The organism is Vibrio penaeicida (genome assembly GCF_019977755.1).
Classification (GTDB): domain Bacteria; phylum Pseudomonadota; class Gammaproteobacteria; order Enterobacterales; family Vibrionaceae; genus Vibrio; species Vibrio penaeicida.
This window is the reverse complement of the sequence record NZ_AP025144.1, coordinates 3,634,317-3,661,099: the sequence shown is the minus strand read 5'-3', so window position 1 is coordinate 3,661,099 and position 26,783 is coordinate 3,634,317. Positions and strand designations below refer to the sequence as shown.

General features: G+C 44.7%; 27 protein-coding genes and 7 tRNA genes. 7 read left to right on the top strand and 27 right to left on the bottom strand.

Annotation, left to right across the window (positions count from 1 at the left end; translation table 11 throughout):
• Positions 1-10 precede the first annotated feature (10 nt).
• From LDO37_RS16505 to mutY, 11 genes are all read right to left on the bottom strand, one after another.
• A tRNA-Asn gene (locus tag LDO37_RS16505) sits at positions 11-86 on the bottom strand.
• Positions 87-94: 8 nt separating this feature from the next.
• A tRNA-Thr gene (locus LDO37_RS16500) sits at positions 95-170 on the bottom strand.
• Positions 171-218: 48 nt separating this feature from the next.
• Positions 219-294: transfer RNA gene (locus LDO37_RS16495), tRNA-Phe, on the bottom strand.
• A 252-nt stretch (positions 295-546) separates the two neighbouring features.
• A complete protein-coding gene (locus tag LDO37_RS16490) occupies positions 547-2,172 on the bottom strand; it encodes a methyl-accepting chemotaxis protein (protein WP_126607265.1) in 1,626 nt (541 codons plus the stop codon).
• Positions 2,173-2,795: 623 nt separating this feature from the next.
• Positions 2,796-2,871, bottom strand: a tRNA-Asn gene (locus LDO37_RS16485).
• A 38-nt stretch (positions 2,872-2,909) separates the two neighbouring features.
• Positions 2,910-2,985: transfer RNA gene (locus LDO37_RS16480), tRNA-Phe, on the bottom strand.
• 7 nt (positions 2,986-2,992) lie between these two features.
• Positions 2,993-3,068 (bottom strand) — tRNA-Thr (locus LDO37_RS16475).
• Positions 3,069-3,125: 57 nt separating this feature from the next.
• A tRNA-Phe gene (locus LDO37_RS16470) sits at positions 3,126-3,201 on the bottom strand.
• Between the two features lie 113 nt (positions 3,202-3,314).
• Complete coding sequence (gene mltC, locus LDO37_RS16465) at positions 3,315-4,451, bottom strand: membrane-bound lytic murein transglycosylase MltC (protein ID WP_126608191.1); 1,137 nt, start codon at positions 4,449-4,451, stop codon at positions 3,315-3,317.
• A gap of 85 nt (positions 4,452-4,536) precedes the next feature.
• Positions 4,537-4,809, bottom strand: a complete 273-nt coding sequence (locus tag LDO37_RS16460; RefSeq protein ID WP_126608190.1) for an oxidative damage protection protein — start codon at positions 4,807-4,809, stop codon at positions 4,537-4,539.
• A gap of 9 nt (positions 4,810-4,818) precedes the next feature.
• Positions 4,819-5,871 (bottom strand): A/G-specific adenine glycosylase, encoded by a 1,053-nt coding sequence (gene mutY / locus LDO37_RS16455; RefSeq protein ID WP_126608189.1) that lies wholly within the window; start codon positions 5,869-5,871, stop codon positions 4,819-4,821.
• 189 nt (positions 5,872-6,060) lie between these two features.
• Here mutY and trmB point away from each other — a divergent pair, with 189 nt between their 5' ends.
• Together trmB and glsB are read left to right on the top strand one after the other, a co-directional pair.
• Complete coding sequence (gene trmB, locus LDO37_RS16450; protein WP_126608188.1) at positions 6,061-6,780, top strand: tRNA (guanosine(46)-N7)-methyltransferase TrmB; 720 nt, start codon at positions 6,061-6,063, stop codon at positions 6,778-6,780.
• 167 nt (positions 6,781-6,947) lie between these two features.
• On the top strand, positions 6,948-7,868 hold the full coding sequence (glsB, locus tag LDO37_RS16445) for a glutaminase B (RefSeq protein WP_126608187.1): 921 nt from the start codon (positions 6,948-6,950) through the stop codon (positions 7,866-7,868).
• 41 nt (positions 7,869-7,909) lie between these two features.
• Here the strand turns inward: glsB and hemW are convergent, their stop codons facing one another.
• The 7 genes from hemW to LDO37_RS16410 all read right to left on the bottom strand — a co-directional run bounded on the left by hemW (position 7,910) and on the right by LDO37_RS16410 (position 12,704).
• A complete protein-coding gene (hemW, locus tag LDO37_RS16440; protein WP_126608186.1) occupies positions 7,910-9,085 on the bottom strand; it encodes a radical SAM family heme chaperone HemW in 1,176 nt (391 codons plus the stop codon).
• A 6-nt stretch (positions 9,086-9,091) separates the two neighbouring features.
• Positions 9,092-9,691: an XTP/dITP diphosphatase gene (locus LDO37_RS16435; protein ID WP_101112570.1), complete on the bottom strand. Its 600-nt coding sequence runs from the start codon at positions 9,689-9,691 to the stop codon at positions 9,092-9,094.
• Between the two features lie 90 nt (positions 9,692-9,781).
• Positions 9,782-10,213 (bottom strand): DUF4426 domain-containing protein, encoded by a 432-nt coding sequence (locus LDO37_RS16430; protein WP_126608185.1) that lies wholly within the window; start codon positions 10,211-10,213, stop codon positions 9,782-9,784.
• Between the two features lie 23 nt (positions 10,214-10,236).
• Positions 10,237-10,527, bottom strand: coding sequence for a DUF167 family protein YggU (yggU, locus tag LDO37_RS16425; protein ID WP_126608184.1), 291 nt, complete (start codon positions 10,525-10,527; stop codon positions 10,237-10,239).
• Positions 10,527-11,084: a YggT family protein gene (locus LDO37_RS16420; RefSeq protein WP_126608183.1), complete on the bottom strand. Its 558-nt coding sequence runs from the start codon at positions 11,082-11,084 to the stop codon at positions 10,527-10,529. The genes yggU and LDO37_RS16420 overlap by 1 nt, the downstream gene beginning before the upstream one ends.
• Positions 11,085-11,112: 28 nt before the next feature.
• Positions 11,113-11,931: a pyrroline-5-carboxylate reductase gene (gene proC / locus LDO37_RS16415; RefSeq protein ID WP_126608182.1), complete on the bottom strand. Its 819-nt coding sequence runs from the start codon at positions 11,929-11,931 to the stop codon at positions 11,113-11,115.
• A 62-nt stretch (positions 11,932-11,993) separates the two neighbouring features.
• The gene (locus tag LDO37_RS16410) at positions 11,994-12,704 is read right to left on the bottom strand and encodes a YggS family pyridoxal phosphate-dependent enzyme (protein ID WP_126608181.1); all 711 of its coding nucleotides are present in this window, start codon (positions 12,702-12,704) and stop codon (positions 11,994-11,996) included.
• Positions 12,705-12,727: 23 nt separating this feature from the next.
• On the opposite strand from LDO37_RS16410, the gene LDO37_RS16405 reads away from it, so the two are divergent.
• A complete protein-coding gene (locus tag LDO37_RS16405) occupies positions 12,728-13,765 on the top strand; it encodes a type IV pilus twitching motility protein PilT (protein WP_101112564.1) in 1,038 nt (345 codons plus the stop codon).
• Positions 13,766-13,773: 8 nt separating this feature from the next.
• Positions 13,774-14,880: a PilT/PilU family type 4a pilus ATPase gene (locus LDO37_RS16400; RefSeq protein ID WP_126608180.1), complete on the top strand. Its 1,107-nt coding sequence runs from the start codon at positions 13,774-13,776 to the stop codon at positions 14,878-14,880.
• A gap of 97 nt (positions 14,881-14,977) precedes the next feature.
• Here the strand turns inward: LDO37_RS16400 and ruvX are convergent, their stop codons facing one another.
• The 8 genes from ruvX to metK all read right to left on the bottom strand — a co-directional run bounded on the left by ruvX (position 14,978) and on the right by metK (position 21,485).
• Positions 14,978-15,406 (bottom strand): Holliday junction resolvase RuvX, encoded by a 429-nt coding sequence (gene ruvX, locus LDO37_RS16395; RefSeq protein WP_101112582.1) that lies wholly within the window; start codon positions 15,404-15,406, stop codon positions 14,978-14,980.
• A gap of 46 nt (positions 15,407-15,452) precedes the next feature.
• Positions 15,453-16,016 (bottom strand): YqgE/AlgH family protein, encoded by a 564-nt coding sequence (locus LDO37_RS16390; RefSeq protein WP_101112562.1) that lies wholly within the window; start codon positions 16,014-16,016, stop codon positions 15,453-15,455.
• 35 nt (positions 16,017-16,051) lie between these two features.
• Positions 16,052-17,002, bottom strand: a complete 951-nt coding sequence (gene gshB / locus LDO37_RS16385) for a glutathione synthase (protein WP_101112561.1) — start codon at positions 17,000-17,002, stop codon at positions 16,052-16,054.
• Positions 17,003-17,016: 14 nt separating this feature from the next.
• On the bottom strand, positions 17,017-17,748 hold the full coding sequence (rsmE, locus tag LDO37_RS16380) for a 16S rRNA (uracil(1498)-N(3))-methyltransferase (RefSeq protein ID WP_126608179.1): 732 nt from the start codon (positions 17,746-17,748) through the stop codon (positions 17,017-17,019).
• A gap of 98 nt (positions 17,749-17,846) precedes the next feature.
• The gene (locus tag LDO37_RS16375; RefSeq protein ID WP_126608178.1) at positions 17,847-18,548 is read right to left on the bottom strand and encodes an endonuclease; all 702 of its coding nucleotides are present in this window, start codon (positions 18,546-18,548) and stop codon (positions 17,847-17,849) included.
• Positions 18,549-18,634: 86 nt separating this feature from the next.
• Complete coding sequence (locus tag LDO37_RS16370; RefSeq protein WP_126608177.1) at positions 18,635-19,135, bottom strand: SprT family zinc-dependent metalloprotease; 501 nt, start codon at positions 19,133-19,135, stop codon at positions 18,635-18,637.
• Positions 19,136-19,188: 53 nt separating this feature from the next.
• Positions 19,189-19,986, bottom strand: coding sequence for a DUF2189 domain-containing protein (locus LDO37_RS16365; protein ID WP_126608176.1), 798 nt, complete (start codon positions 19,984-19,986; stop codon positions 19,189-19,191).
• 347 nt (positions 19,987-20,333) lie between these two features.
• The gene (gene metK, locus LDO37_RS16360) at positions 20,334-21,485 is read right to left on the bottom strand and encodes a methionine adenosyltransferase (RefSeq protein ID WP_126608618.1); all 1,152 of its coding nucleotides are present in this window, start codon (positions 21,483-21,485) and stop codon (positions 20,334-20,336) included.
• A gap of 322 nt (positions 21,486-21,807) precedes the next feature.
• On the opposite strand from metK, the gene tkt reads away from it, so the two are divergent.
• Positions 21,808-23,817, top strand: a complete 2,010-nt coding sequence (gene tkt, locus LDO37_RS16355) for a transketolase (RefSeq protein ID WP_224055260.1) — start codon at positions 21,808-21,810, stop codon at positions 23,815-23,817.
• Positions 23,818-23,875: 58 nt separating this feature from the next.
• Here tkt and LDO37_RS16350 read toward each other — a convergent pair whose 3' ends face one another.
• Positions 23,876-24,112, bottom strand: a complete 237-nt coding sequence (locus LDO37_RS16350; RefSeq protein WP_126610315.1) for a hypothetical protein — start codon at positions 24,110-24,112, stop codon at positions 23,876-23,878.
• 304 nt (positions 24,113-24,416) lie between these two features.
• Between LDO37_RS16350 and epd the strand changes: the two genes are divergently transcribed.
• Positions 24,417-25,442: an erythrose-4-phosphate dehydrogenase gene (gene epd / locus LDO37_RS16345; protein ID WP_126610317.1), complete on the top strand. Its 1,026-nt coding sequence runs from the start codon at positions 24,417-24,419 to the stop codon at positions 25,440-25,442.
• A gap of 138 nt (positions 25,443-25,580) precedes the next feature.
• Positions 25,581-26,741: a phosphoglycerate kinase gene (locus LDO37_RS16340; RefSeq protein WP_126610318.1), complete on the top strand. Its 1,161-nt coding sequence runs from the start codon at positions 25,581-25,583 to the stop codon at positions 26,739-26,741.
• Positions 26,742-26,783 lie beyond the last annotated feature (42 nt).

The window sequence follows — 26,783 nt, the reverse complement described above, 5'->3', positions numbered from 1 at the left end:
CTCTTTAAAGTGGCTCCCCCTGCGGGACTCGAACCTGCGACATACGGATTAACAGTCCGCCGTTCTACCAACTGAACTAAGGGGGAATAATAAATGGTGCCGACTACCGGAGTCGAACTGGTGACCTACTGATTACAAGTCAGTTGCTCTACCTACTGAGCTAAGTCGGCACACTTTATTCATTGTTTGTTCGTGCAAGCACCAACAACATAAAATTGTGGTGCCCGGAGGCGGAATCGAACCACCGACACGAGGATTTTCAATCCTCTGCTCTACCGACTGAGCTATCCGGGCGACGGGGTGTATTAAAAGGCTTTTCGGCTTAGAGGTCAATACAAAAATGTAAAAAAACTATCGTTTGATGTTTTTCTGTACTTAGTGGCACGTTTTTAAGCATTAGAGATGGAAATGCCATCAATTATAAGGCGGTTTAAGTTCCTATAATTAGAATATCGTGACGAAAAGCATGAGCTCAACATATATCTGGATGATAAAAAAGGCTAAGAATGCCATGAACACTCTTAGCCTGTGTATTACCCCAATATATTATTTTTGTACGGTGAACTTGTTGACCCAAGTTTCCAGTTCATTTGAGAGTGAAGACAGTGTTTGCGTACTGTTATGACTTTCAGAAACGACACTGCTTAGCTGGTTACCACTTTCTTCAATCATGTTGATTCGTTGTGAGATGTCATCGCCAACTTGAGTTTGCTCTGCTGCTGCCGTAGCAATTTGATGACTCATTGATGTAATGGACTCTAGAGCTTCAACGATGTGCTGCAACGCTTCGGATGCGTTTCTTGACTCAACTACCGTATTTTGGCTAGTTTCAGCGCATACACCCATAGTGTTGATTGCGTTACGAGACCCTTCTTGAAGATTAGAGATCATTTGTTGGATTTCTTTGGTGCTACCTTGAGTTCTACCTGCCAGGTTTCTGACTTCATCGGCAACGACTGCGAAACCTCGACCTTGCTCACCGGCACGGGCGGCTTCGATTGCAGCATTCAAAGCCAGAAGATTTGTCTGCTCAGCGATATCACCAATAACATCCAATACTTTTGCAATGTTGTTTACGTCGTTGTCTAGGTCTGAAACAGCTTGGCTTGCTGTACCTAGCTGGGTCGCCAAACCTTCAATGTTACCTACGGTGCTGTGAATAAGCTGCTGCGTCACTTGGCTTTGTCTATCGGCTTCATCGGTGTTGGAGGCTGTGTCTCGAGCTGAATCTGCTACGTTGTTTGCAGAAGAGGCCATTTCCGTCATTGCCGTTGCAATCATTTCAGTAGACTGTTGCTGTGTATCTGTTAACCCAGCAATAACACCTGCGCGAGATTCGACATCAGATAGCTCTTGTCTTAGGGCGACCATAGATTTCTCTAAGTTGCTGACCAATTGCGCAAGAGAGCGGCTCATCTGCTGTACTGCATGGTAGATACTGCCTTCCTCTGCCTCTTCACTGAAGTTTGCTTGGATTTGACCTGCAGCGACAGCTTGAACGGCTTTGCGAACTTCCTGAGGCTCCCCACCTAGTAGTGATATCATTCGGCGAATAGCGAGAAGAAGAATAATAAAGATAGCCCCACCAATGAAGACACAAAGAGTGAGCTGCCATTTAGCGGTAGACCAGAATCGCTCATTCACTTCATTAAATCCGATACCAGTACCCACGTACCAGCCCCACACTTGAGACTTTTCAGCAATGGACAGCTTTTCTTCTATCGAGTTGTCTGCCTGTTTTTGTGTCCAGACGTATTCCGCAATGCCGTTTGGATTTTGTGCTACCGCTTGTTGAAGAATGCTACCAACACTGCCGCCGTTTCCATCTTTGAAATCATGGAAGCTGGTTCCATGGAGTTGAGGATCTAAAGGGGTCGCTACAAAGTTGAGGTTTTCATCCGCAACATAAACGTATTCATTGTCTTTATAAATATTGTTTCGAAGGATGCGAGTAGCGATTGTTTTTGCTTGTTCCTCTGTAAGGGTCCCATCCTGCGCCATTTTTTCCATCTCGCCCAAAATACTGTACGTACTTTTGAACAGTTCGGTTACACGAGACTTGTTATCTAGGTTACTGGCAACGCGCAGTGTCCACAAGCCTGTAGCGGTCAATGCTAGCAGCGAAACCAGAATGATCGCCGAAAGCAAATAAGATTGAGTTTTTAATTTCATGGTGTCCCCTCGGCAGTTTGCCTAATTAAAGTCAGCCGAAACCAAGTATCGATTTCTGCCTGCTGCTTTATATCGGCATATTAGGGTAGAGTTTAATATTTTTATAATGCTTAAATATCAAAGTATGAGTTAGATTAAATTTTTAGCTCGAAATAATTGACATCTAGGCGAATAATTAATCGAGATTTTGTTTGGTAAATTATGATATTTAGTGCATAAAATAATTGGCTGGATATTCTATTAGTACGAGTATTAATCATAGAATTCGTTATCTTATTTTGTTGGGCTAACTATCAGTGGGAATTCATAAATTATTAATATTTGAATGGTGATCAATAAAATCATCATTAATAGAAAATGAAATCTTAATTGTTAGATGACATACATTTATCGATTGCATAGCGAGTAATGTCGTTATGCGCATATGGATTTTTAAGTTGATTCTGTTGAGATAACTGACTTAATTTGGTTTCAGCTTATGGTCAAGATGACCGCTTTAGGTAGGCTGTTTTAAATGATGTTTTTCTGATGGGGCTTATGGAGCCATCAAGACCTGAAGTATAAGCGGGATATGAGTAATTAGAACGAAAAAAGCCAAGTCTTTCGACTTGGCTTCTTAAAAGTGGCTCCCCCTGCGGGACTCGAACCTGCGACATACGGATTAACAGTCCGCCGTTCTACCAACTGAACTAAGGGGGAATTATTTGTGTTATCTCATTGAGACAAGCACCAAATAATGGTGCCTCGAGGCGGAATCGAACCACCGACACGAGGATTTTCAATCCTCTGCTCTACCGACTGAGCTATCGAGGCAAAAGAATGGTGCCGACTACCGGAGTCGAACTGGTGACCTACTGATTACAAGTCAGTTGCTCTACCTACTGAGCTAAGTCGGCACACTAAATTCTTTGCTACTTTGTTAACGTCTAAATGAGACACCAACAATCAAATTGTGGTGCCCGGAGGCGGAATCGAACCACCGACACGAGGATTTTCAATCCTCTGCTCTACCGACTGAGCTATCCGGGCGACGGAGCGCTATTAAACGGATTTTCAGCCTTACCGTCAACTTCTTTTTGCAAAAAAAATCAAAAAAGTGTGTTTTTGTCGAGAAAGTAAACGATATGCCTAAGTTTCAACACTTAACTCTTACCGGAATTGAAGTCGCGCTTGAATTTAGTCACTTTTTCCAGATAACGGCGAGCTTCGCTGTTCGGGTGTTTCTTGGTCAGAGCCCAATAAACTTGATTTGGTTGAAGGGAATTTAAATCTCTCATGGCTCGTTTTCTATCGTTACGATTGAATGTATTTAACACACCTCCGGTTCCACCGTTGTAGGCTGAAATCATACTGTATTCTAAAGAGGTCGGGTGTTTCACATTTTTTAGGTAGCGGTTCTTCAGAATGTAGAAATAAGCGGTACCTGTATCGATATTCTTTTCAGGATCGAATAAGTATTCAGGGGAAGGTTGCCCTGGCTTCTTTTTGACGAGTTTAAATACGTCGCGGCCTGCAGTTTTAGGAACAACTTGCATCAAACCATAAGCATTTGCCCAGCTAACGGCATAAGGGTTGAAGCTACTCTCGGTTTTGATAATGGCGTAAATCAGATCTTCGGGGATGTCATACTTGCGTGACGCTCTTTGAACGATGTCAGCGTATTTATAGCTGCGGCGTTCAAAATGGTCTTTAACCATCGGAATTTCAACGTAGAAGGATTTTTTGAAATCAATGGTTCGTGACTTTAACTGGTTGGCGATGAGGTAATCAGCAAAACGATTTGCGCGCCAGCTCCATTGGATTGCTTTTTTGTCTTGGTCTACGACTTGTTGGTAAAGAAAGGGTCTACCTTCCAGTTTTATATTGGAAGATGAATACAAATCGACACTTGCAGGATCATCGGGTGTCAGCAACGTGGTGATAATGGCATTTTTAAGGTGTTTTTTCGGTTCAGTAGAAGAAACCGTACTGATGGTTACTTTACCTTTTGCAAAATCAACTTCTGCGCGGCTTTGGTAGTTATCTATGTATTTTACGTAATTGCTTTTTCCTGCCACTCGAATTTCAGCTTTACCCCATTTCTTTTCAATATTAATGGAGAAACTGTTCATCAACGCATCAAGTGCAGCAATGTCTTTTTGGAATTGACCAGGGAGCTCAGCGAGGTTTTTGGCGAATCGATTGGTGGGCTCGTAATCTACTTGGTAAATGTTTTCGATAAATTCACGACTGCATCCCACGAGTAATAAAGCAGTACAAAAGTAGAATATTTTTTTCATCGTTTTCCCGAAAAAGACACCGTTAATGAAAGCAATGATGTCTTTTTAAGGGATAAAGGTAAAGGTAGGTTATGCGTTTAAGTGATCATTCACTCGGTGGCGTGTAACCATCGATGACGACGTCTTTACCTTCAAACAAGAATTTGACCATTTCTTTTTCTAGCTCTTTACGATGCTCAGGGTCCATCATGTTGAGCTTCTTCTCATTGATAAGCATGGTTTGTTTGTGCTGCCACATACCCCAAGCTTCTTTCGAGATGTTATCAAAAATACGCTTGCCCAGATCACCGGGATACAGTTGAAAATCCAATCCCTCTCCGTCTTTCTTCAATCGAGCACAGAAAACAGTGCGGCTCATAATGGCTCCTTAATTTATTTCAAAGGGTAGGCTTTCAATTAACTGCTTTACAGGAGCAGCTAAGCCAATTTCTTCAGGTTGTGACAAGTTATACCAGAGACCTTTCGTTCCTTCCATTACCATATCTGGCTGTTTAGAAAGTTTGAACAAAACAGGCGTGATATCTAGATGGTAATGGCTGAAAGTATGACGAAACGCAATCAGCGTTTTTTCTTCATCTATGGTTGATTCCGTAATTGAACGTTTGTTTAACTCTGTCGCTAATTCTTGGTCTTCTTTTTGAGGAAAACAAAATAGCCCGCCCCAAATTCCACTTTGTGGTCTTTGTTCCAACCATATGTGGTTATCGTGATAGAGCAATGCGAACCAAGTCTCTTTTACGGGTTTTTCTTTTTTCGGTTTTTTACCTGGGTAATCAAGTTGATTCCCATTTTTGTTGCTTTCACACATTGTCGATACAGGGCATAACGTGCATTTTGGTTTGCTTCGGGTACAAATCATTGCGCCCATATCCATCATTGCTTGGTTGTATTTATCGACATCGGTGTTTGGAGTGTGCTGTTCAGCGTACTCCCAAAGCTTATTTTCTACTTTTTTTTGCCCTGGCCAGCCAGAAACAGCAAAGCTACGCGCTAATGTACGCTTTACGTTCCCGTCTAGAATGGCGTGGGGTAGCTTGTAAACAGACGAAAGTACGGCAGCTGCAGTGGAACGACCAATTCCCGGAAGGGCGTTCATGCTCTCCAGATCTTTTGGAAATTCACCTTGGTATTTTTCAGCGACCTCCTTTGCGGCTTTATGTAGGTTCCTTGCCCGTGCGTAGTATCCAAGCCCTGTCCATAGGTGCAGGACTTCATCTTGTTCGGCATTAGCGAGATCCGTTACTGTAGGAAAGCGGTTAAGAAAACGCTCGTAGTATGGAATGACGGTGGCGACCTGAGTCTGCTGAAGCATGATCTCAGATAGCCAAACCGAATACGCGGTTTTGTTCTTTTGCCACGGTAGACTCTTTCGCCCGTAGGCGTCATACCAAGTTAAAATTGCCTTTGCGAATGGTGTCACGACATGCTCTGCTTTTTGCTTTTATTAAGGGCAAAATTGCACCACACTTAGGGCTGGATGTAAAACCGACAAAGTGTGTGGAGATAGTGTGTGAAATTGCCAAGAGCTTTTTCTTCGAATAACACTTGCACCAACGCCAATTCTTTGGATAATCCCCGCTTTGATCAATTAATGCGCAGGCTATAATCAATGAGTGAAGTGACCACTAACGAATACACTGAAGACGGCAAACTGGTACGTAAAGTTCGCAGTTTTGTACGTCGTGAAGGGCGTCTTACCAAAGGTCAGGAAAGTGCGATGAATGAGTGCTGGCCGACAATGGGTATCGACTATCAATCACAGCTTCTTGATTGGAAAGAAGTATTTGGTAATGACAATCCTGTGGTTCTGGAGATTGGTTTCGGAATGGGTGCATCATTAGTTGAAATGGCAAAAAATGCACCAGAGAAAAACTTCATTGGTATAGAAGTGCACAGCCCAGGTGTCGGCGCTTGCCTTGCAGCAGCGCGCGAAGCGGGTATTACTAACTTGCGTGTAATGTGTCACGATGCGGTGGAAGTGTTTGCGAACATGATTCCAGACAGTAGTTTAGCGACACTTCAACTTTTCTTCCCAGACCCGTGGCATAAAAAGCGTCACCATAAGCGCCGTATTGTTCAGCTTGATTTTGCTGAAATGGTTCGCCAAAAACTGAAATTGGAAGAGGGTATCTTCCATATGGCAACCGACTGGGAGAATTATGCAGAACATATGATTGAAGTGATGAATGAAGCACCTGGCTACACAAATATTGCTGAAGAAGGTGATTTTGTGCCAAGACCAGACGATCGCCCTTTAACTAAATTTGAGGCGCGAGGCCACCGTTTGGGGCATGGTGTTTGGGATATTAAATTTAAGCGTGTAAGCTAACTTTTAAGCGCTAACTGCCTAAGGTTAGAAGCAATTTATTTCTGGGTACTCACCAATTAATACTTCGGTGATGATGCCCAAAAAAGCCAACGTTATGTTGGCTTTTTTGCTCTTCTATAGGGCGAAAAAGAAAAACGATAAGAATAAAAATTAAGGTCCAATAATTAATGAAACCTACAAACTTACTGCTTGCCGACATACTTGATGATGTTCGACCGTTGATTGGGAAAGGCAAAGTCGCCGACTACATTCCTGCATTAGCAAAAGTTCACAATGAAAAATTAGCGATCGCCGTTTACACCAATGATGGAAAAGTATTTCAGTCTGGCGATGCCGATGAACCTTTTTCGATTCAGTCTATTTCCAAAGCGTTAAGCCTAACGCTCGCCATGGTTTTGTATCAGCAAGAAGAAATCTGGATACGAGTTGGAAAAGAGCCATCGGGTCAAGCATTCAACTCAATGATTCAGCTAGAAATGGAGCAGGGGATCCCTCGTAACCCTTTCATTAATGCAGGAGCCATTGTGGTTGCCGATTTACTTCATAGCCGCCTTTCTGCGCCAAGGCAGCGGTTACTGGAGTTTGTTCGCCAGCTTTCAGGGGATACTCATATTGTGTACGACAAAGTCGTGGCAGCCTCGGAAATGATGCACAGCGACCGCAATGCGGCAATTGCTTACCTAATGCGATCATTTGGTAATTTCCAAAATGACGTGATTCCAGTGCTGAATAATTACTTCCATGCCTGCGCATTAAAGATGAGCTGCGTTGATTTAGCCAAAACGTTCAGTTATTTGGCAAACAAAGGAGTATCGGTACAAACTGGTAAGCAAGTGATCACACCTACACAAACAAAACAGCTTAACGCATTGTTAGCGACGTGTGGTTTGTATGACGGTGCAGGCGAATTTGCGTATCGAGTTGGTATGCCGGGTAAATCTGGTGTTGGCGGGGGGATTGTTGCCATCGTACCCGGTGAAATGACTATCGCTGTATGGTCTCCAGAGCTCGATGCGTCGGGGAATTCTTTAGCGGGTACACGAGCTTTAGAACTGCTTTCAGAACGTATTGGTCGCTCAATATTCTAGTTAAATCTTAAATCTTAAATCTTAGGCAGGAGCTTTCCTGCCTATTCATCTTCTTCTGGCATAAAGGCCTCTAGCAAATCATTGAGGAAAAGCTTTCCTTTTTCGGTAACTTGCCAATGGGTTTCTGTTTCAGATAAGTAGCCAAGCTCTAGCGCATGGCTAATTGTGTTTTGAATTGCAGAGAAATTCAGCCCAGTCATCTCGGTGAAATCTTTTTTGGGGCAAGCTTCGAGCAGGCGAAAGCGATTCATAAAGAATTCAAATGGGCGGTCTTCGTCTGATACTTGCTGTTCTTTGTCGAGGTAAGGCTTAACCATGTTCTGATACGCAGCCAAATAGCCACGCGGATGTTTCACTTTTGTGGTGCGAACAATACGCCCATCTGCAAAACTAACCTTTCCGTGCGAACCACAGCCAATACCAAGGTAATCCCCAAAACGCCAATAGTTTAAGTTATGTTGGCATTGGTACTCTGGTTTGCTGTAGCCGGATATCTCATATTGAACATAACCCGCATCGGTCAACTTTTGGTGTCCGAGATCGAAGATATCCCATAAGTCATCATCATCTGGCAGTGTCGGTGGCTTGTAATAGAACATGGTATTGGGTTCTATCGTCAGTTGATACCAAGACAAGTGCGGAGGATCTAATTCTATCGCCTTTTCTAGGTCGCTGAGAGCCTGCTCTATGCTTTGATCGGGTAAACCATGCATGAGATCGAGATTAAAGCTGTTTAGCCCGATCTTATGCGCAAGCTTTGCAGCGTTGACGGCTTCTTCTTTGCCATGAATACGACCAAGTCGTTCTAGCTTTTCTTGTTCGAAGCTTTGTACACCAATAGATATTCGAGTAACGCCTGCTTTTCGGTATCCAACAAAACGTTCGGCTTCAATACTCCCCGGATTGGCTTCCATCGTAATTTCGATATCTGGCTTAAAAGGAAGCCGCTGCTCAATACCATGGAGTAAATCTGAGATACCTTCTGCCGAAATCAAGCTTGGTGTACCGCCTCCAATAAAGATCGAATGCAGCAGTCTTGGGTTGTCATTGAGCTTGTACCGCTCTATGTCTGTATCGAGATCTTCGAGCAGTGCAGCAATGTACTCAGCTTCGGGGATATCAGCTTTGAGTGCATGAGAATTGAAATCACAATAGGGGCACTTTTGTACACACCAAGGGATGTGTACATAAAGGCTTAACGCAGGTGGTGTGAGCATAAGACGTTAGATGCCTTGCTGCTTAAGCTGGTCAAATAGCTGGCTTAAGGCCTTTCCACGGTGGGAAAGTTGCTTCTTGCGAATAGGATCTAATTCCGCAGATGCGCAATTATCTTCCGGTACATAGAAAATAGGGTCGTAGCCGAAACCATTTTCACCGTGCGCTTGAGTTAGGATCTTTCCTTCCCATTTTCCATGGCAAACAATGGGCGTAGGATCGTTTTCATGACGCATTAATACCAATACACAATGGAAGCGAGCCGTTCTCTGTGCTTCGGGTACGTCTGTCATCGCTTGTAAGAGCTTTTCAAGGTTATCTTGGTCAGAAGCATCTTCTCCAGCGTAGCGTGCAGAGTAGATGCCCGGCGCGCCTTTTAGAAAGTCCACCTCAAGACCAGAATCGTCTGCGATAGCGGGCAGCCCCGTTTCTTTTGCAGCGTGTCGGGCTTTGATGATGGCATTTTCGATAAATGTTGTACCAGTTTCTGCCACTGAGGAAACATTGAATTCGCTTTGTGCCAATACATCAAAGCCGAATTCAGACAGCAGGGTTGCCATTTCTTTTACTTTGCCCTGATTTCCTGTCGCTAATACCAATTTGTTCATTATGAGGTTTCCTGTCAGTAAGATTGGAAGCGGCGCAAGGATATCACTTTTCAGCTATGCGACTCCATTACTCTTCTTTTTGTCACTCAATTATTCTTCCACGTAGAATTTTTGGGTAAAGCGCAATTGCCCTTTTCCAGATAAACCTGAATCTACATCTACTGTAAAAGTAATGATCTCTTCATGAGTAATCGGAATCTCAGCTAAGTAATATATCGCGGTACCTTCTTTGACTTCCCTAAACGTCAGTTCCCGTATTTGCCCCAACAAATTTTTCGCGTGACCTTTGAGTTTTGCCGTGATGGCGGGCTTACCAATTTTGGAATCATCTAAAACACTGATGTTCAGTAAAGCAGAGTACCCATTTCGTGTGAGGTCGTATTGCCTAGCCACTTTGGGAGTAAGAAATGTCGTGTTAAAGGCGGAGTAGTGAACTTCGATATTTTTGATGGTTTTGAATTGACCTGCTGTGGCTGGCGCGACTAGGCACAGTGTCAACAAGACGGTTAGCCATTTGCTCATGATTGCTTCCTCTAAAAAAGCCCTCATAGGAGGGCTAGTATTTCGTTGGGCATTTTTTTAGGAGTGAATACTCGAACTTGCTTATGCCGTCCGAGCTCTCCTTTTTCTATTTTGATTTGCCCTTTGGGAACATTAAATTGCTTCGCTAAATATTTAATGAGGTGGCTGTTGGCTTTACCGTCGACCGGTGGAGCAGTGATGGCGATTTTCAGTTCATCGCCATGTTCCCCAACGATTTTGTCTCGGCTTGCTTTAGGCTGAACGTAAAGCCTTAGCACTACCTCATCATTTTTGTACGTAACTGCCGTCGGCATTATAAGCGGAACCAAATGTCTCCGATTACATCACCCATCATGATATTGGCAAACTGCAATACAATAAACAGGACAAGTACGCTTAAATCGAAGCCGCCCATTTCTGGAAGAATACGACGGATTGGCGCTAACATTGGCTCTGTTAATTGATGGAATACATACTCGATTGGGCTTCGACCTTGGCTTACCCAGCTCAGGATAGCGCGAATTAATAGAACCCAGAACAACAGTCCGCCCGCGGCTTTCACCAAAGACAGTGCGCCTAAGTAGAGAAACTCTACGCCAAACGCAAAGTTACCATTTGTTGATATCGCAACTATCGTAACGTACTTAAGAACGCAAAGTACGTAGGCAAAAAGCAGCGTTGCCATGTCCACACTTCCGATCGAAGGGATCACTCGGCGTAATGGCGCGACGATAGGCTGAGTAGCTTTAACGATAAACTGTGAAAACGGATTGTAGAAATCCGCACGCGCCATTTGTAGCCATAAGCGCAAAATGACCACCATTATGTAGAGGTCAAATAAGGTTGAAACCAGAAAATGTAGAGAATTCATTCTTTACCCTTATTTTAGAAATCAGATGTTAGAGTTGTTTTTCCATCTCTTCTGCGCGAGCTACAGCAGCTTTCATCGCTTTGGAGACAATATCAGTCAATTGGTGTTCGTTAAATGTGCGTAGGGCTTCAGCAGTGGTTCCACCTTTTGAGGTGACTTGTTCACGCAATGTACCCAGTTCAATATTCGGGTTGGCTACCACCATTTGTGCCGCACCTATTGCAGATTGTTGTACCAGTAATCTCGCGGTGTCTTTATCAAACCCTTGCGCTATTGCTTCCGCTTGCATGGCTTCCATAAACAAGAAAAAGTACGCGGGTGCACTACCAGCAGCAGCGATGATGCTGTTTATGCCAGATTCCGTTTCAACCCAGCAAGCTTCGCCAACCGACCCCATGAGATCAAAGGCGAATGTCTTGTTCTCTTCTGATACTGAGGGTAGTGCAAAAAGTCCACTCATTCCTTTTCCTACGAGAGAAGGCGTGTTAGGCATAACTCGAACTAAGTTCAGCTTTGCGTTCAGCATTTCTTCAAGCCTTACTGCAGAAATACCAGCAGCAATGGAGATGACAAGTTTGCCACTATAATCGATGCTTTGAAGCTTTGTGCACACGTCAGCCATCATCTGAGGTTTCACTGCCAAAACGACGACATCGGCATTTTGAGTTGCGGCAAAATTGTCGGTCGTGGTGTTGACTTTGTATTGGTCTTCCAGTGCGACAAGTTTAGACTCTGTTCGCCCCGTGGCAGTAATGAGTGCTGAAGGGTAGCCACTGACAACCAAGCCAGCAATAATGGAGCGAGCCATGTTACCCGCACCAATGAACGCAATACTTTTGTGTTCCATGTTCAAAAGATCCTAAATGTAAATTCGCGAGCAGACGTTATCTTCTGATCACTTAAATTCTGTTATTGCTTGTTACTGTAATCTCGAGCACCGAAAATCGCCGTTCCGATTCTCACCATGGTGCTGCCTGCTTCTACAGCTGCTTCCATGTCACCGCTCATACCCATCGATAGCATGTCAACTTCTGGGTACTTCTCTGCCAGTTTGTCTTTTAGAGCTGCAAGTTGGTTAAACGCGGTTAACTGAGACTCATGACTGCTTACGTTCGCAGGAATTGACATCAACCCTTTTAATGTGAGGTTGGGTAAGTCATTTATCAATGCAGCCAGTTCAAACAGTTCCGCTTCGTTGATGCCAGACTTTGATGCTTCGCCGCTGGTATTGACTTGAATCAGCACGTTTAATGCTGGTAGGTCTGCCGGGCGTTGATCATTGAGACGCTGTGCGATCTTCGCTCTGTCGACTGAATGCACCCATGCAAAATTTTCTGCTATAGGTCGAGTTTTGTTGGACTGTATCGGTCCAATAAAGTGCCATTCAATGGCATTGTCGCTATAGTGTTCAGCAAAATACTGAACTTTATCAACACCTTCTTGAACGTAGTTCTCCCCAAATGCCACCTGACCAGCTTTAAGCGCGTCGGCAATGGCTGCATTGGGTTTTGTTTTACTTACGGCTAAAAGTTGCACCGAGCCTGAAGCTCTACCACACTTTTCTTCAAGACTGCGAATTTGTGCGGTGATCTGCTGAATGTTTTGTTGAATACTACACATAATTGACTTAATTAAGGATTTTTATGGATATCGCTGAGTTACTGGATTTTAGTGTAAAGCATAATGCATCAGATCTACATCTTTCTGCTGGAGTTCCTCCAATGGTGCGTGTAGATGGCGATGTACGTAAGTTAGGTGTCCCTGCTTTTACACACGCCGATGTTCATCGACTGGTCTTTGAAATCATGAACGATGCGCAACGAGCAGAGTTTGAAGAAAAGCTGGAAACCGACTTTTCCTTCGAGCTGCCAAATGTCGGGCGTTTTCGTGTCAATGCGTTTAACCAATCCCGTGGCAGTTCTGCGGTGTTCCGTACGATTCCTACTGAAGTACCTAGCTTGGAGCAACTTGATGCCCCAGATATCTTTACTCAAATTTCCAATTATGAGAAAGGGCTTGTTCTGGTAACAGGACCAACAGGTTCAGGTAAGTCAACCACACTGGCAGCCATGGTCGACAATATCAATCGCAACCATAACAAACACATTTTGACGATTGAAGACCCGATCGAATTCGTACACCAGAGCAATAAATGTTTGATCAACCAGCGTGAAGTACACCGCGATACACACAGCTTTAATGCGGCACTTCGAAGCGCACTGCGTGAAGATCCGGATGTGATTCTTGTGGGCGAGCTCCGTGATAAAGAAACCATTAGCTTGGCATTGACGGCGGCGGAAACCGGACACCTCGTATTTGGCACCTTGCACACCAGTAGCGCGGCGAAAACCGTCGACCGAATCATTGATGTGTTCCCGGGTACCGATAAAGACATGGTGCGTTCTATGCTTTCTGAATCATTACGTGCGGTGATTTCGCAAAAGTTGTTGAAGCGTTTGGGTGGTGGCCGAGCTGCGTGTCACGAAATCATGTTAGCGACACCTGCGATTCGCAACCTTATCCGTGAAGACAAAGTCGCTCAAATGTATTCCGTGATCCAAACGGGCGGGGCGATGGGAATGCAAACGACAGAGCAACACGCAAAGCAGCTGATTGCACAAGGTGTGGTAGATGCAGATGAAGTCCGCGCCAAGCTTGAATCAGACTCCTTCGGCTTTTAGGTGACACTATGGAACTGAATCAAGTCTTATCTGAAATGGTGGCTCAGAAAGCCTCAGATATCTACATTACCGTTGGTGCACCTGTTTTGCTGCGAGTCCATGGCGAATTGCAGCCATTGGGAGAAGTGTTGACGGAAACACAAGCCTTTTCCCTGCTCGATAGCATGATGGATGAAGAGCGACGAGGCGATTACCGTAAAAATAAAGAGTCCAACTTCGCGATTGTTCGCGATGTGGGTCGCTTTAGGGTCAGTGCTTTTTTCCAGCGTGAATTACCAGGAGCGGTAATACGCCGAATTGAAACTCAAATACCTACCTTTGAGGATCTTCGATTACCCGATATCTTACAAGACTTGTCTATTGCTAAACGTGGTTTGGTGCTGGTGGTTGGTGCTACAGGTTCAGGTAAATCAACCACCATGGCAGCCATGACAGGCTTTCGTAATCAAAACCGAACAGGGCACATTCTGACGGTTGAGGATCCTATTGAATTTGTTCACGAGCACAACAAGTGCATCATCACACAACGTGAAGTTGGGCTGGATACCGATTCTTATGAAATTGCGTTGAAGAACTCGCTTCGTCAAGCGCCAGATATGATCTTGATTGGTGAAATTCGTTCACGAGAGACCATGCAATACGCCATGACATTTGCTGAGACTGGGCACTTGTGTATGGCGACTCTGCACGCCAATAACGCCAACCAAGCACTAGAGCGAATTCTTCATTTAGTGCCTAAAGAGCAAAAAGAGCAATTCCTATTCGATCTCTCCATGAACCTCCGAGGAGTGATCGCTCAGCAATTGATCCGGGATAAGAGCGGTAAAGGGCGTCATGGGGTGTTTGAGATCTTATTGAATACGCCAAGGGTATCTGATCTTATTCGTCGCGGAGAATTGCATGAGCTAAAAGCGACGATGTCGAAATCGAATGAATCGGGTATGAAAACCTTCGATCAGTGTTTGTACGAGCTGGTGGTTGGCGACAAGATTACAGAGCAAGACGCCATGCACAGCGCCGATTCGGCAAACGATTTAAGACTAATGCTGAAAACCAACCGTGGAGACGATTTCTCTGGTGGCGCATTGGACGGTGTGAAGATCGATATGAATTGATGCCTTTGAAAAGTAGAATGAAAGAATAAAGGGAAGACGATGATGTCTTCCCTTTTTTATTTGTCGCTACACCAAATCTAGTCTTTTTAAGCTTAAATTAGCTAGCCCACTGTGCCTCGAACCAACTTTCTAGGATAACAACGGCAGATTGGCAATCTACGTTTCCTTTGCTCAAGGCTTTGTAGCCACCCATGGAAAAAAGCTCTGAGCGCGCTTCTGTGGTAGAAAGCCTTTCATCATGCAGTTCCACAGGCACTCCAAAGCGCCCGAATAACCGATTCGCAAATTTCTTAGCTCTGGGTGTAATGGTTTCTAAATCACGCCCATGTAGGTCGGTTGGTAAGCCCACAACCAGTAGATTGGGTTGCCACTCTTTAATTTGCTTTTCTATGGCGTCCCAGTTTGGGATGCCATCGTTGGCTTTAAATGCTTTTAGTGGGCTGGCTGTGCCCGTTATTTCTTGCCCGATGGCACTGCCAATACTTTTGGTGCCAAAATCAAAGGCCATGATGGTGCGTGAAGTCATGAATGTCTCAATGTGTTTCGTTTTATTAGAGGCGAAAACCGCCTCTTTATGCATGCCCAATTTGCGACGATAGCTGGCTTGCGTCGATTCCAAGCATTTGAACGGCTTTCTTCCATCGTTCATGGATGGGTGTTTGAAAAATTACACTAGGATCGGCTTCAATCGTTAACCACGAATTGTCCGCCAATTCACTTTCAAGTTGACCCGCTTCCCAACCCGAATAGCCTAGTGCTACAACATAGTGATCCGGTTCTGCTTCTGTACCGAGTACGCTCAAAATATCCTTTGATGTCGTGACCGCAATGGATTGTGTCATCTGGATACTTGACTGGTAATGATCTTTGGGTTCATGAAGAATGAACCCCCGATCTTCTGCTACCGGTCCACCGTTCAATACTGGCTTCTCTAAACTGTCGGTATTGAGCTGTGGGTGAACAGGTTGCACTTCGACTTGCTTGAGCATGCCGCCAACGGAGATATCAATGGGAGCATTAATAATAATACCCATAGCGCCATCATCACTATGATCACATATGTAAACAACGGTGCGCTTAAACAACGGGTCTTGCATGCCGGGCATGGCAACAAGAAAATGATTCGCTAAGTTCATAACATCTCCAGTGTCGAGCTTAGGGTCAACAGCCCTTAGTTATTTTTGACTCTTCGCTCTATCGCATCCATCAACTTACCAGTGATAGATATATCGAATGCCGCTTCGATTTCGCGAATGCAAGTTGGGCTGGTGACGTTAATTTCAGTTAGCTTGTCACCAATAACGTCCAAGCCCACAAATATAAGCCCTTTTTCCTTAAGTGTAGGAGCTACAGCGTGTGCTATCTGTAAATCTGTTTCACTTAATGGTCTTGCCACGCCAGTACCACCTGCGGCAAGGTTACCTCGGGTTTCACCTTCTGCAGGAATACGCGCTAAGCAATAAGGCATTGGCTCCCCATCCACCACCAAAATACGTTTATCACCGTTGCTGATATCCGGTACAAAAGTTTGCGCCATGGCGTAATTCTGCCCGTGGTTTGTCAGCGTTTCGATGATTACCGAGACATTAGGATCGCCTTGCTTCACTCTGAAAATAGAAGCGCCACCCATACCATCTAATGGCTTAAGGATCACATCACCATGTTTGGCTTGAAATTCACGGATTTTTTCCGCTTTGCGAGTAACGATGGTAGTTGGAGTCAGTTCTGGGAACCAAGCAGTAAATAGCTTTTCGTTACAGTCACGTAGGCTTTGTGGCTTGTTGACGATCAGCGTCCCTTTTTCTTCCGCTCGCTCAAGAATGTACGTTGCGTAGATGTACTCTGTGTCAAACGGAGGATCTTTTCTCATCAAAACGGCATCAAGTTCTGAAAGTTCGATCGTTTGCTCTGATTGGAATTCATACCAACCAGAAGGATCTTCTTTCAGAGTAACCACTTTCGTGTCAGCAATAGGGGTGCCTTGATCTAAGTGGAGGTCGTTCATCTCCATATAGTGGATTTCCCAACCACGACGCTGAGCTTCTAACATCATTGCAAAGCTAGAATCTTTTTTGATGTTAATCGATGCAATGGGATCCATTACGATGCCGACTTTTATCATTCGAATATCTCCGTTTATCCAAGGTCGCCAAAGCGAACTTGTAATGCAGTAATAGCGGTTAACGCTGCGGTTTCTGTCCGTAATACTCTAGGACCAAGCAACGTTTCTTCAAATTGGTACTCTTCTGTCATGCGGATTTCTTCTGCAGACAATCCGCCTTCAGGACCTATCAATAATCTTACTCTTGTAATAGGTGTTGGTAAGGTATTGATTGAGTATTGGGCTCTTGGGTGTAAATTCAATTTCAGAGCGTCGCTTTGCTCGGCACACCATTGTTCAAGCTGCATGATGGGACGAATTTCTGGAATGGTATTGCGCCCACATTGTTCACATGCACTGATGGCTATTTTCTGCCATTGTGCCAGCTTTTTTTCGAATCGTTTGGTGTCCAGTTTTACGCCACATCGTTCAGAAATCAAAGGGGTTATGGTATTTACACCCAATTCAACGGATTTCTGAATGGTGAATTCCATTTTTTCACCACGAGAGACAACTTGTCCTAGATGAATGTTTAACGGCGATTCAATACTGGTTTCGACACGCTCTAGAACATCTACTGTGACATTTTTTTTACTGACTTCTGAAATGATTGCAGGAAATTCAGCATTGCTGCCATCAAACAACAACACATTTTGCCCTTCTTTCATGCGCAGCGCTCTGCCTATATGACCAGCTGCATCATCGCTTAATTTCACCAAGCCGAGTTCATTGATGGTTTCGGGGTGATAAATTCGAGGGATTCGCATGTTTTTTTGTTTCCTGCATGACACATATTTAGTGACTAACATGGATGCGTGAAGAGGAAAAAACAAGGGGCTAGCGCCCCTATAGACTGGAAGAGTTCTTAGGAACGGTTTTGGCAGGCTTCGTAAACAAAAGTATTGTGGTTACCTTGTACCTTATATATGCGCTCATCACGCGTGCATTCCCATTCACCGACTGGGAATTGCTTATTCCACGCTTTCATTAAATTGGTTTGTTGCTTAGAAAGGCGAAATCCATACTCTTTACTCATGTAAAGGTATGTGCGCGCGATAGATCCTTTGGCGCGATCGGGTGGCATAACCCTTCTTTGTTTGAAGTTGACCTGCACTTCACATTGACCATAGGTCGCGCCATCGACGCCATTCCATTGGCTAAAGTTGTAATTGGAACGATCGCCATTAACTTCACCGATGGTCGGAGTCAGATTGTGAAGATCAGCCTCCATTGAGCGAAATACTTTGTCTTTTTTAGTGCAGTTCTTTCTTCCGCCTGTTTGCCAGCATTGTCGCTGATGACCAAATTGCCACGCAGGTACTACGTGTTCCCATTCAATTCGAGAAGCGCGTTTTAGTTGTTTTCGCACTTCATAACCGCACCCTTTTAGATCAGGAACGCCTTTTTTCCCCTTCCACTCAATATCACATCCGCAGTAAAAGCTAATTGGATGATCTGCGTAAATCTTAACTGCCTCTCTTTTGGCTTTTGAAAACGAAGAGGGCGGGGCAGCAATGGTAGCGGCACTGAAGAGAGCCAATACAAGGAAATAATATAGTGGACGCATAGTTATTGATAATTAAGATTATTAATAACTTGAGTCTAGCAACTACGTGATATTTTTATCTATAGATATAAAGGAAATTAACAAACTTAAGACAATTGAGTGCCTGTAAATTTGAGGTCGTGCTGACAGGCTTTACAGCGATAACTGGTTTCTCCCCTCAGAACCTTATTGTGTCGACGGATAGATAATGGGTGAACTTGGCAACCACATTGGTACTCGAATGTTTTTCCTTGAACCCCTGTTACGTCAAAGCTATGTGTTGTTTTTGCCGGGATACCTAAAACGGATTCCATGACATATTGCCATTCTTTACCGTGAGGTTTGACTCGACCAAAGTATTGGTAGGTAATCAGATGTGCGACTTCGTGTGGGATAACTTCTTGTAGAAAGGCTAACTTATTCTCTTTAAATAAAGCGGGGTTGAGGCGGATCTCCCATTGTTGTAGGTACGCCTTTCCAGCAGCCTTACCCCTGACATTAAAGTTCCATGTAGGCTGTACAAATTTCTTTTGAAACACGCGTTCTGCTTTTTTGATGCACTGTTTGATGATTTGTTCGATCGCGTAGTGTGTTGTCGGGTCTTGCATAAGATAACAGCCTCTGGATTGAGGCTGTTATTGTACTTAAATCTGCTAATTTGTTAATGATGTCGACGTTGAATTGTCGCTTCGTAGCCGTGCCATGTTCCATAACCCAATATTGGCATTACGACCATCATTCCAAGTCCGAAAGTGGCAAAACCGATAATCAAACCACCGCAAATAATTGCAGCCCAGACAATCATTGCTGGGATGTTTGATTTTACCGCGTTAAAGCTTGTAAAGATGGCGGTCATAATATCGACTCTGCGTTCCATCATCATTGGAATAGAGAAGACGGATATACAGAAAATAATAGTAGAAAGTACAATCCCTATTAAGGAGCCGATAACAAGAAACGGTAAGAACTCAGAAATAGGTGCCCCTTCGACGGAAGGGTATAAAGCGTGTAATAAGGCTGCGATCCGCATCCAGAATATCATGGCAATACTGAGCATGAGGGCAAACCCCCACTGAGAGACGGAATTTCTCCCAATAGCATGTATTGAATGCATTAACCGAGGTTTATGACCTTTCTCGAGCTCCCAAGCGGCATCATACAGCCCAAGTGCAAGGAAAGGACCGATGAGCATATAAACAATTAAGCTTGGCAAAACAACAAGGTGAGTTCCTTGCCAGTATACTAAGCCGACAACCCCTATCGCGGCCGCGGTAAAGCATAAACCGTAAAAAGCGCTGATAAGTGGTGTTCTCATTAGGTCGTGAACGGCCATTGCAAGCCATTGAAAAGGCTCAGTGATACCGACTTTATTACAAGGTATGGTTTTGGCGTATTCAGAATCTGGGATGACATTGTCTTTCTTATCAGACACGTTATCTGGATTGAGTGTACGAGGCATAAATCCTCCTGAATGAGTGCATTCAACTACCACTGATGGGCAGTTTCCCCTAATTCGATGCAGAATGAGTTCGTGAACCCAACCCCTTGTCACGAATGCATTTTGCATCTCACAGTTATTAACCGGCTCAAGTACGACAAAACCTTAAGGGGCGGAAAATAACAAAATCCTTTGAATAAGTGGGTGAACCGTGATGACAAAAATATAATACCCACACTTTTCTTACTATTAACTATGTCATCACCCAGCGAAAAAACAACCTTTAATGTTTAAAAAATGATCTTAATGTAAATTTTATGTAACAAAAAGCCCTCGCATTGCGAGGGCTCCAGTTTGAATATTTTATCTTACAGACCAGCGAATTCGCGTAGTAGAATCGCTTTGTCTGTTGCTTCCCAAGGGAATTCTTCACGACCAAAGTGACCGTAAGCCGCAGTCTTCTTATAGATAGGCTGAAGTAAGTTCAGCATTTCTTGAAGCCCGTATGGGCGTAGGTCGAAGTTCTGACGAACCGCTTCAATGATGATGTTATGTGGCACTTTTTCAGTACCGAACGTTTCCACCATGATAGATGTTGGGTCAGCAACACCGATAGCATATGAAAGCTGAATCTCACAGCGATCAGCCAAACCTGCTGCTACGATGTTTTTCGCAACATAACGTGCCGCGTATGCTGCACTACGGTCTACTTTTGATGGATCTTTACCTGAGAATGCGCCGCCGCCGTGACGAGCTGCACCACCGTAGGTATCAACAATGATCTTACGACCAGTCAAACCACAATCACCCATTGGACCGCCGATCACAAAACGACCGGTTGGGTTGATGAAGAAGTTGGTTTCTTTGTTCAGCCATTCAGAAGGCAAAACAGGTTTAATGATTTCTTCCATTACTGCTTCACGCAGGTCTGGTGTAGAAATAGAATCACAATGCTGAGTAGATAAAACGACCGCATCGATACCAACAATTTTGCCTTGATCGTACTGGAAGGTTACCTGAGATTTCGCATCAGGTCGCAACCATGGAAGGCTGCCGTTTTTGCGGACTTCGGCCTGCTTCTGAACCAGTAAATGTGAGTATGTGATTGGAGCTGGCATGAACACATCAGTTTCATTTGTCGCGTAACCAAACATAATGCCTTGGTCGCCTGCGCCTTGCTCTTTAGGATCCGTTTTATCGACACCTTGGTTGATGTCTGGGGATTGTTTACCGATGGTGTTCAGTACTGCACAAGAATCGGCATCAAAGCCCATGTCAGAGTGCACGTATCCGATTTCTCGAACGGTTTGGCGAGTCAACTCTTCGATATCAACCCAAGCTGAAGTAGTGATTTCACCACCGACCATTACCATGCCAGTTTTTACATAAGTTTCACACGCTACACGAGCTTTTGGATCTTGTTCTAGAATCGCATCAAGTACAGCATCAGAAATTTGGTCTGCAATTTTATCTGGGTGACCTTCTGAAACTGATTCAGAAGTGAATAGGTGCTTTGCCATGATAGCTCCACTCTTTAAAAAGTTTAAGAGACCGATTATTCAAATCCATCTCGCTTAAATACATTAAATTTTGTAGGTGTTTCTACATCTAGACGTCTATTCTAATTTCGAATTGATAGAATTCAAGCAAATTTTGTACATATCTCATAACCAACCGATTGCGCAAGTTGCTGTGATTTCGCAGATGTTCACGCGCAATGTAGTAAAAGGGTAGCAAATGTCACGAAATGGTAGGTAAATCGATTGCAGCACCTATTGCGCTTTGCGACAATACGCGCTCACAATTTCTCTTTCAATTCGCTTAATGCATTCAGGAGCAGACATGTCTTCTCGTAACCTTCTTTCAAACAAAGAGCTAGCTAATGCAATTCGTGCCCTTAGCATGGATGGTGTTCAAGCTGCTAACTCTGGTCACCCAGGTGCACCAATGGGTATGGCTGATATCGCCGAAGTACTGTGGCGCTCTCACCTAAACCACAACCCAACCAACCCTGAGTGGGCAGACCGCGACCGTTTCGTTTTATCTAACGGTCACGGCTCTATGCTGATTTACTCTTTGTTGCACCTTGCGGGTTACGATTTGCCAATCGAAGAGTTGAAGAACTTCCGTCAACTGCATTCAAAAACACCAGGTCACCCTGAGTACGGTTACGCACCGGGCATCGAGACCACGACAGGTCCGCTTGGTCAAGGCATCACTAACGCAGTGGGCATGGCTCTGGCTGAGAAATCTCTAGCGGCGCAGTTCAACAAAGACGGTCACGACATCGTTGACCACTTCACTTACGCCTTCATGGGTGATGGCTGTCTGATGGAAGGTATCTCGCACGAGGCATGTTCTCTTGCGGGTACGCTGGGTCTTGGCAAGCTGATTGCGTTCTGGGATGACAACGGCATCTCTATCGACGGTGAAGTGGAAGGCTGGTTCTCAGACGACACACCTAAGCGTTTTGAAGCGTACGGCTGGCATGTCATTCCTGCAGTAGACGGTCACGATGCGGATGCGATTAACGCAGCGATTGAAGCGGCGAAAGCGGACCCACGTCCAACCCTTATCTGTACCAAAACCATCATCGGTTTCGGTTCGCCAAACAAGTCGGGTTCACACGACTGTCACGGCGCGCCATTGGGTCATGAAGAAATTGCAGCAGCACGTGAGTTTTTAGGTTGGGAGCACGGTCCTTTTGAAATTCCGCAGGAAGTTTACGCAGAGTGGTCTGCGAAAGAAGCAGGCGCAGCTAAGGAAGCAGCGTGGAACGAGAAATTTGCAGCTTATGAAGCAGCATATCCAGAGCTTGCCGCCGAGTTCAAACGTCGAGTAAACAACGAACTGCCTGCAGAATGGGAAGCGAAAGCAAGCCAAATCATTGCAGATCTTCAAGCTAACCCAGCTAACATTGCGTCACGTAAAGCGTCGCAAAACGCGTTGGAAGCGTTCGGTGCTATCTTGCCTGAATTTATGGGTGGCTCGGCTGACCTTGCGCCTTCAAACCTGACCATGTGGTCTGGCTCTCAATCACTGACGGCGGAAGACGCGTCCGGTAACTACATCCACTACGGTGTGCGTGAGTTCGGTATGACAGCCATCATGAACGGCATTGCTCTGCACGGTGGTTTCGTACCATACGGCGCAACGTTCCTCATGTTCATGGAATACGCACGTAACGCGATGCGCATGGCAGCACTGATGAAAGTGCAGAACATTCAGGTGTACACGCACGATTCTATCGGCTTGGGTGAAGACGGTCCGACTCACCAACCGGTTGAGCAAATCGCCTCTCTACGCCTAACGCCAAACATGAGCACATGGCGTCCATGTGACCAAGTGGAATCGGCAGTGGCTTGGAAACTGGCGATTGAGCGCAGAGACGGTCCAACATCGCTTATCTTCTCTCGTCAAAACCTAGCGCAGCAAGAGCGTGACGCCGCACAAGTGGCTGATATCGCAAAAGGTGGCTACATCCTGAAAGACAGCGATGGCAAGCCAGAGCTTATCTTGATTGCAACGGGCTCTGAAGTAGAGTTAACCATTGAAGCCGCAGCGCAACTGACAGCAGCAGGCAAGAAAGTACGCGTAGTCTCTATGCCTTCAACGGATGCATTCGACAAGCAAGACGCTGCTTACCGCGAATCAGTACTGCCTTCAGACGTAACCGCTCGTATTGCAGTGGAAGCCGGCATTGCTGACTTCTGGTACAAGTACGTGGGCTTCGATGGTCGTATCATTGGTATGACGACGTTCGGCGAATCTGCACCAGCGGGCGAGCTGTTCAAGATGTTCGGCTTCACGGTTGAAAACGTAGTCGAGACCGCTAACGAACTGTTGGCGTAAACCTCTCCCAAGCCTATAAAGAAAAAACCGAACCATCGCTGGTTCGGTTTTTTTATGTCTATTCGAATTCGTTACCCTGATTCTTTAGCTCTTTTGTATGGCACGTTTTACAAGTGACATAGCGATCCATATCGTAGTAACTGCCACCATTAATAATGGTATGAAGAGAGAGCTTTATTCTGCCTAGTAATGAAGTATCGCTATCATAACTACTTGGCTTGCGTACCAAGGTTTCTGTATGCGAGGTCGTTTTTCGGCACGTATTGCAATACTGTTCGGCAGACCATTCAGTCATGTATTTGTCCTTTGGTGAGAAAATGAGGGTAGAAAGCGCCAAAGGAACGTTACATTGGTTTTATAAACATGAATGTTAACAGGTTCAATTGGAGGTACACTCGAATGCGAGTGACTTCAACTTTAAGAGTTGCTTTGTTGCATCAAAGGGTACGACCAGCCACGACTTCCATGGTAGGGCTTGGCAATCTTTCCACAACTCATTCTTATGGAAATAAAGGACCGGATAAGGCTATGGCTGCCTGTGAACTTTCAGTAATATCAGTTACTATCTGTACCACGCAATTTATGTGAGGGCAGCAGAGATGCTAAAAGTCGCGATCAACGGATTTGGTCGAATAGGGCGTAACGTGTTACGTGCGGTTTATGAAAGCAGTAAAAACCAGCAGATCAAAGTGGTTGCGGTTAATGAGCTAGCGCAGCCAGAAGCCATGGCGCATCTTCTCCAATATGACACCTCGCATGGTCGATTTTTTAAAAAGATATCTCACGACCAAGAGCATCTTTTCATTCATCACGATAGTGGTGAGCGTGATTCTGTTCGCATTTTGCATTTAGAAGATATTGAATTACTTCCGTGGCGTGACTTAGAAGTCGACATCGTGCTGGATTGCACAGGTGTGTATGGGTCTCAGGCTGATGGGCAAAAACATATTGCGGCAGGTGCCAAAAAAGTTCTATTTTCGCACCCTGGGGCTGGTGATTTAGATAACACCATCATTTACGGTGTGAATCATGAATCCATCAAAGCAGAACACAAAGTCGTATCCAACGGCTCCTGTACGACAAACTGTATCGTGCCAATCATAAAGGTACTTGATGATGCCTTTGGTATCGATTCGGGAACCATCACGACCATTCATTCATCTATGAACGATCAGCAAGTAATTGATGCATACCATCCAGACTTGCGACGTACTCGAGCGGCCAGCCAATCTATTATCCCAGTCGATACAAAATTGCACTTGGGTATTGAACGTATATTCCCGAAATTTTCTAACAAATTTGAAGCAATTTCGGTTCGAGTACCTACCGTAAACGTCACTGCAATGGATTTGAGTGTAACAATAAATACAAATGTGAAAGTTAATGACGTAAATCAAACCATTATTAACGCTTCTCGGTGTACATTAGACAACATTGTTGACTATACTGAGGCGCCGTTAGTTTCCATCGACTTCAATCACGATTCCCACAGTGCCATAGTGGACGGCTCGCAAACACGAGTGAGCAATGGACATCTTGTTAAGATGTTGGTGTGGTGTGATAACGAATGGGGCTTTGCTAACCGGATGCTGGATACCGCGATTACCATGCACGAATTGGGTTAAATCAAGCGGTAAAAGTTTTAATTTGGGGCTTGAAATAAATGTGTTTTGCCCCAAAGTAAGCACCAGAGAAAGAATTTATTGGCTGAGCGTGATGCTGAGCTACCAAACTTTAAAATTGAAACATTGAGAGGACAAACCATGTCTGTAATCAAGATGACTGACCTGGAACTAGCAGGTAAACGCGTATTTATCCGTGCTGACCTAAACGTACCAGTAAAAGACGGTAAAGTAACTTCAGATGCTCGTATTCTAGCATCTCTACCAACCATCAAGCTTTGTTTGGAAGCTGGTGCAAAAGTTATGGTCACATCTCACCTAGGTCGTCCTACTGAAGGTGAATACAACGAAGAGTTCTCTCTAGCTCCTGTAGTTAACTACCTAAACGACGCACTAGACTGCGACGTTAAACTAGCGAAAGATTACCTAAACGGTCTTGAGCTGAACGCTGGTGAACTTGTTGTTCTTGAAAACGTTCGCTTCAACAAAGGCGAGAAGAAGAACGAAGAAGAGCTATCTAAAGCATACGCATCCTTATGTGACATCTTCGTAATGGACGCATTTGGTACGGCTCACCGTGCACAAGCGTCTACTCACGGTGTTGGTACTCACGCTCCTGTTGCATGTGCTGGTCCTCTTCTTGCTGCTGAGCTTGAAGCACTAGGCAAAGCAATGGACAACCCAGAGCGTCCACTGGTTGCTATCGTTGGTGGTTCTAAGGTTTCTACTAAGCTGACAGTTCTTGAATCTCTTTCTAAAGTTGCTGATCAACTTGTTGTTGGTGGTGGTATCGCAAACACATTCATCGCAGCTGAAGGTCACAACGTAGGTAAATCTCTATACGAAGCAGACCTAGTTGACACTGCTAAGAAGCTAATGAAAGAGTGTGCTATTCCAGTCGCGACTGACGTTGCATGTGCTAAAGCATTCGACGAGAACGCAGAAGCTGAAATCAAGCATGTTTCTGAAGTTGCAGACGACGACATGATCTTCGACCTAGGTCCAGATTCAACTGCGGCTCTAGCTGAAATCATCGGCAACGCAAAAACTATCCTTTGGAACGGTCCTGTAGGCGTATTCGAATTCAAGAACTTCGAAGCGGGTACAGCGGGCATTTCTAAAGCAATCGCGGAATCTGCAGGTTTCTCTGTAGCAGGTGGTGGCGATACACTAGCAGCAATCGACAAGTTCGGTATTAAGGCTGACGTTTCTTACATCTCTACAGGTGGCGGCGCATTCCTTGAATTCGTTGAAGGTAAAGTACTGCCAGCAGTAGCGATGCTTGAAGAGCGCGCTAAGTAAGAATAACTGAAAGCGGGAGTGAATCCCGCTTTCTTGTTTGCT

Bases quoted from the DNA above. Each gene is read 5' to 3' on its own strand.
- LDO37_RS16490 (WP_126607265.1), bottom strand. From the start codon at position 2,172: ATGAAATTAAAAACTCAATCTTATTTGCTTTCGGCGATCATTCTGGTT.
- mltC (WP_126608191.1), bottom strand. From the start codon at position 4,451: ATGAAAAAAATATTCTACTTTTGTACTGCTTTATTACTCGTGGGATGC.
- LDO37_RS16460 (WP_126608190.1), bottom strand. From the start codon at position 4,809: ATGAGCCGCACTGTTTTCTGTGCTCGATTGAAGAAAGACGGAGAGGGA.
- trmB (WP_126608188.1), top strand. From the start codon at position 6,061: ATGAGTGAAGTGACCACTAACGAATACACTGAAGACGGCAAACTGGTA.
- glsB (WP_126608187.1), top strand. From the start codon at position 6,948: ATGAAACCTACAAACTTACTGCTTGCCGACATACTTGATGATGTTCGA.
- hemW (WP_126608186.1), bottom strand. From the start codon at position 9,085: ATGCTCACACCACCTGCGTTAAGCCTTTATGTACACATCCCTTGGTGT.
- LDO37_RS16435 (WP_101112570.1), bottom strand. From the start codon at position 9,691: ATGAACAAATTGGTATTAGCGACAGGAAATCAGGGCAAAGTAAAAGAA.
- LDO37_RS16430 (WP_126608185.1), bottom strand. From the start codon at position 10,213: ATGAGCAAATGGCTAACCGTCTTGTTGACACTGTGCCTAGTCGCGCCA.
- yggU (WP_126608184.1), bottom strand. From the start codon at position 10,527: ATGCCGACGGCAGTTACGTACAAAAATGATGAGGTAGTGCTAAGGCTT.
- LDO37_RS16420 (WP_126608183.1), bottom strand. From the start codon at position 11,084: ATGAATTCTCTACATTTTCTGGTTTCAACCTTATTTGACCTCTACATA.
- proC (WP_126608182.1), bottom strand. From the start codon at position 11,931: ATGGAACACAAAAGTATTGCGTTCATTGGTGCGGGTAACATGGCTCGC.
- LDO37_RS16410 (WP_126608181.1), bottom strand. From the start codon at position 12,704: ATGTGTAGTATTCAACAAAACATTCAGCAGATCACCGCACAAATTCGC.
- LDO37_RS16405 (WP_101112564.1), top strand. From the start codon at position 12,728: ATGGATATCGCTGAGTTACTGGATTTTAGTGTAAAGCATAATGCATCA.
- LDO37_RS16400 (WP_126608180.1), top strand. From the start codon at position 13,774: ATGGAACTGAATCAAGTCTTATCTGAAATGGTGGCTCAGAAAGCCTCA.
- ruvX (WP_101112582.1), bottom strand. From the start codon at position 15,406: ATGACTTCACGCACCATCATGGCCTTTGATTTTGGCACCAAAAGTATT.
- LDO37_RS16390 (WP_101112562.1), bottom strand. From the start codon at position 16,016: ATGAACTTAGCGAATCATTTTCTTGTTGCCATGCCCGGCATGCAAGAC.
- gshB (WP_101112561.1), bottom strand. From the start codon at position 17,002: ATGATAAAAGTCGGCATCGTAATGGATCCCATTGCATCGATTAACATC.
- rsmE (WP_126608179.1), bottom strand. From the start codon at position 17,748: ATGCGAATCCCTCGAATTTATCACCCCGAAACCATCAATGAACTCGGC.
- LDO37_RS16375 (WP_126608178.1), bottom strand. From the start codon at position 18,548: ATGCGTCCACTATATTATTTCCTTGTATTGGCTCTCTTCAGTGCCGCT.
- LDO37_RS16370 (WP_126608177.1), bottom strand. From the start codon at position 19,135: ATGCAAGACCCGACAACACACTACGCGATCGAACAAATCATCAAACAG.
- LDO37_RS16365 (WP_126608176.1), bottom strand. From the start codon at position 19,986: ATGCCTCGTACACTCAATCCAGATAACGTGTCTGATAAGAAAGACAAT.
- metK (WP_126608618.1), bottom strand. From the start codon at position 21,485: ATGGCAAAGCACCTATTCACTTCTGAATCAGTTTCAGAAGGTCACCCA.
- tkt (WP_224055260.1), top strand. From the start codon at position 21,808: ATGTCTTCTCGTAACCTTCTTTCAAACAAAGAGCTAGCTAATGCAATT.
- LDO37_RS16350 (WP_126610315.1), bottom strand. From the start codon at position 24,112: ATGACTGAATGGTCTGCCGAACAGTATTGCAATACGTGCCGAAAAACG.
- epd (WP_126610317.1), top strand. From the start codon at position 24,417: ATGCTAAAAGTCGCGATCAACGGATTTGGTCGAATAGGGCGTAACGTG.
- LDO37_RS16340 (WP_126610318.1), top strand. From the start codon at position 25,581: ATGTCTGTAATCAAGATGACTGACCTGGAACTAGCAGGTAAACGCGTA.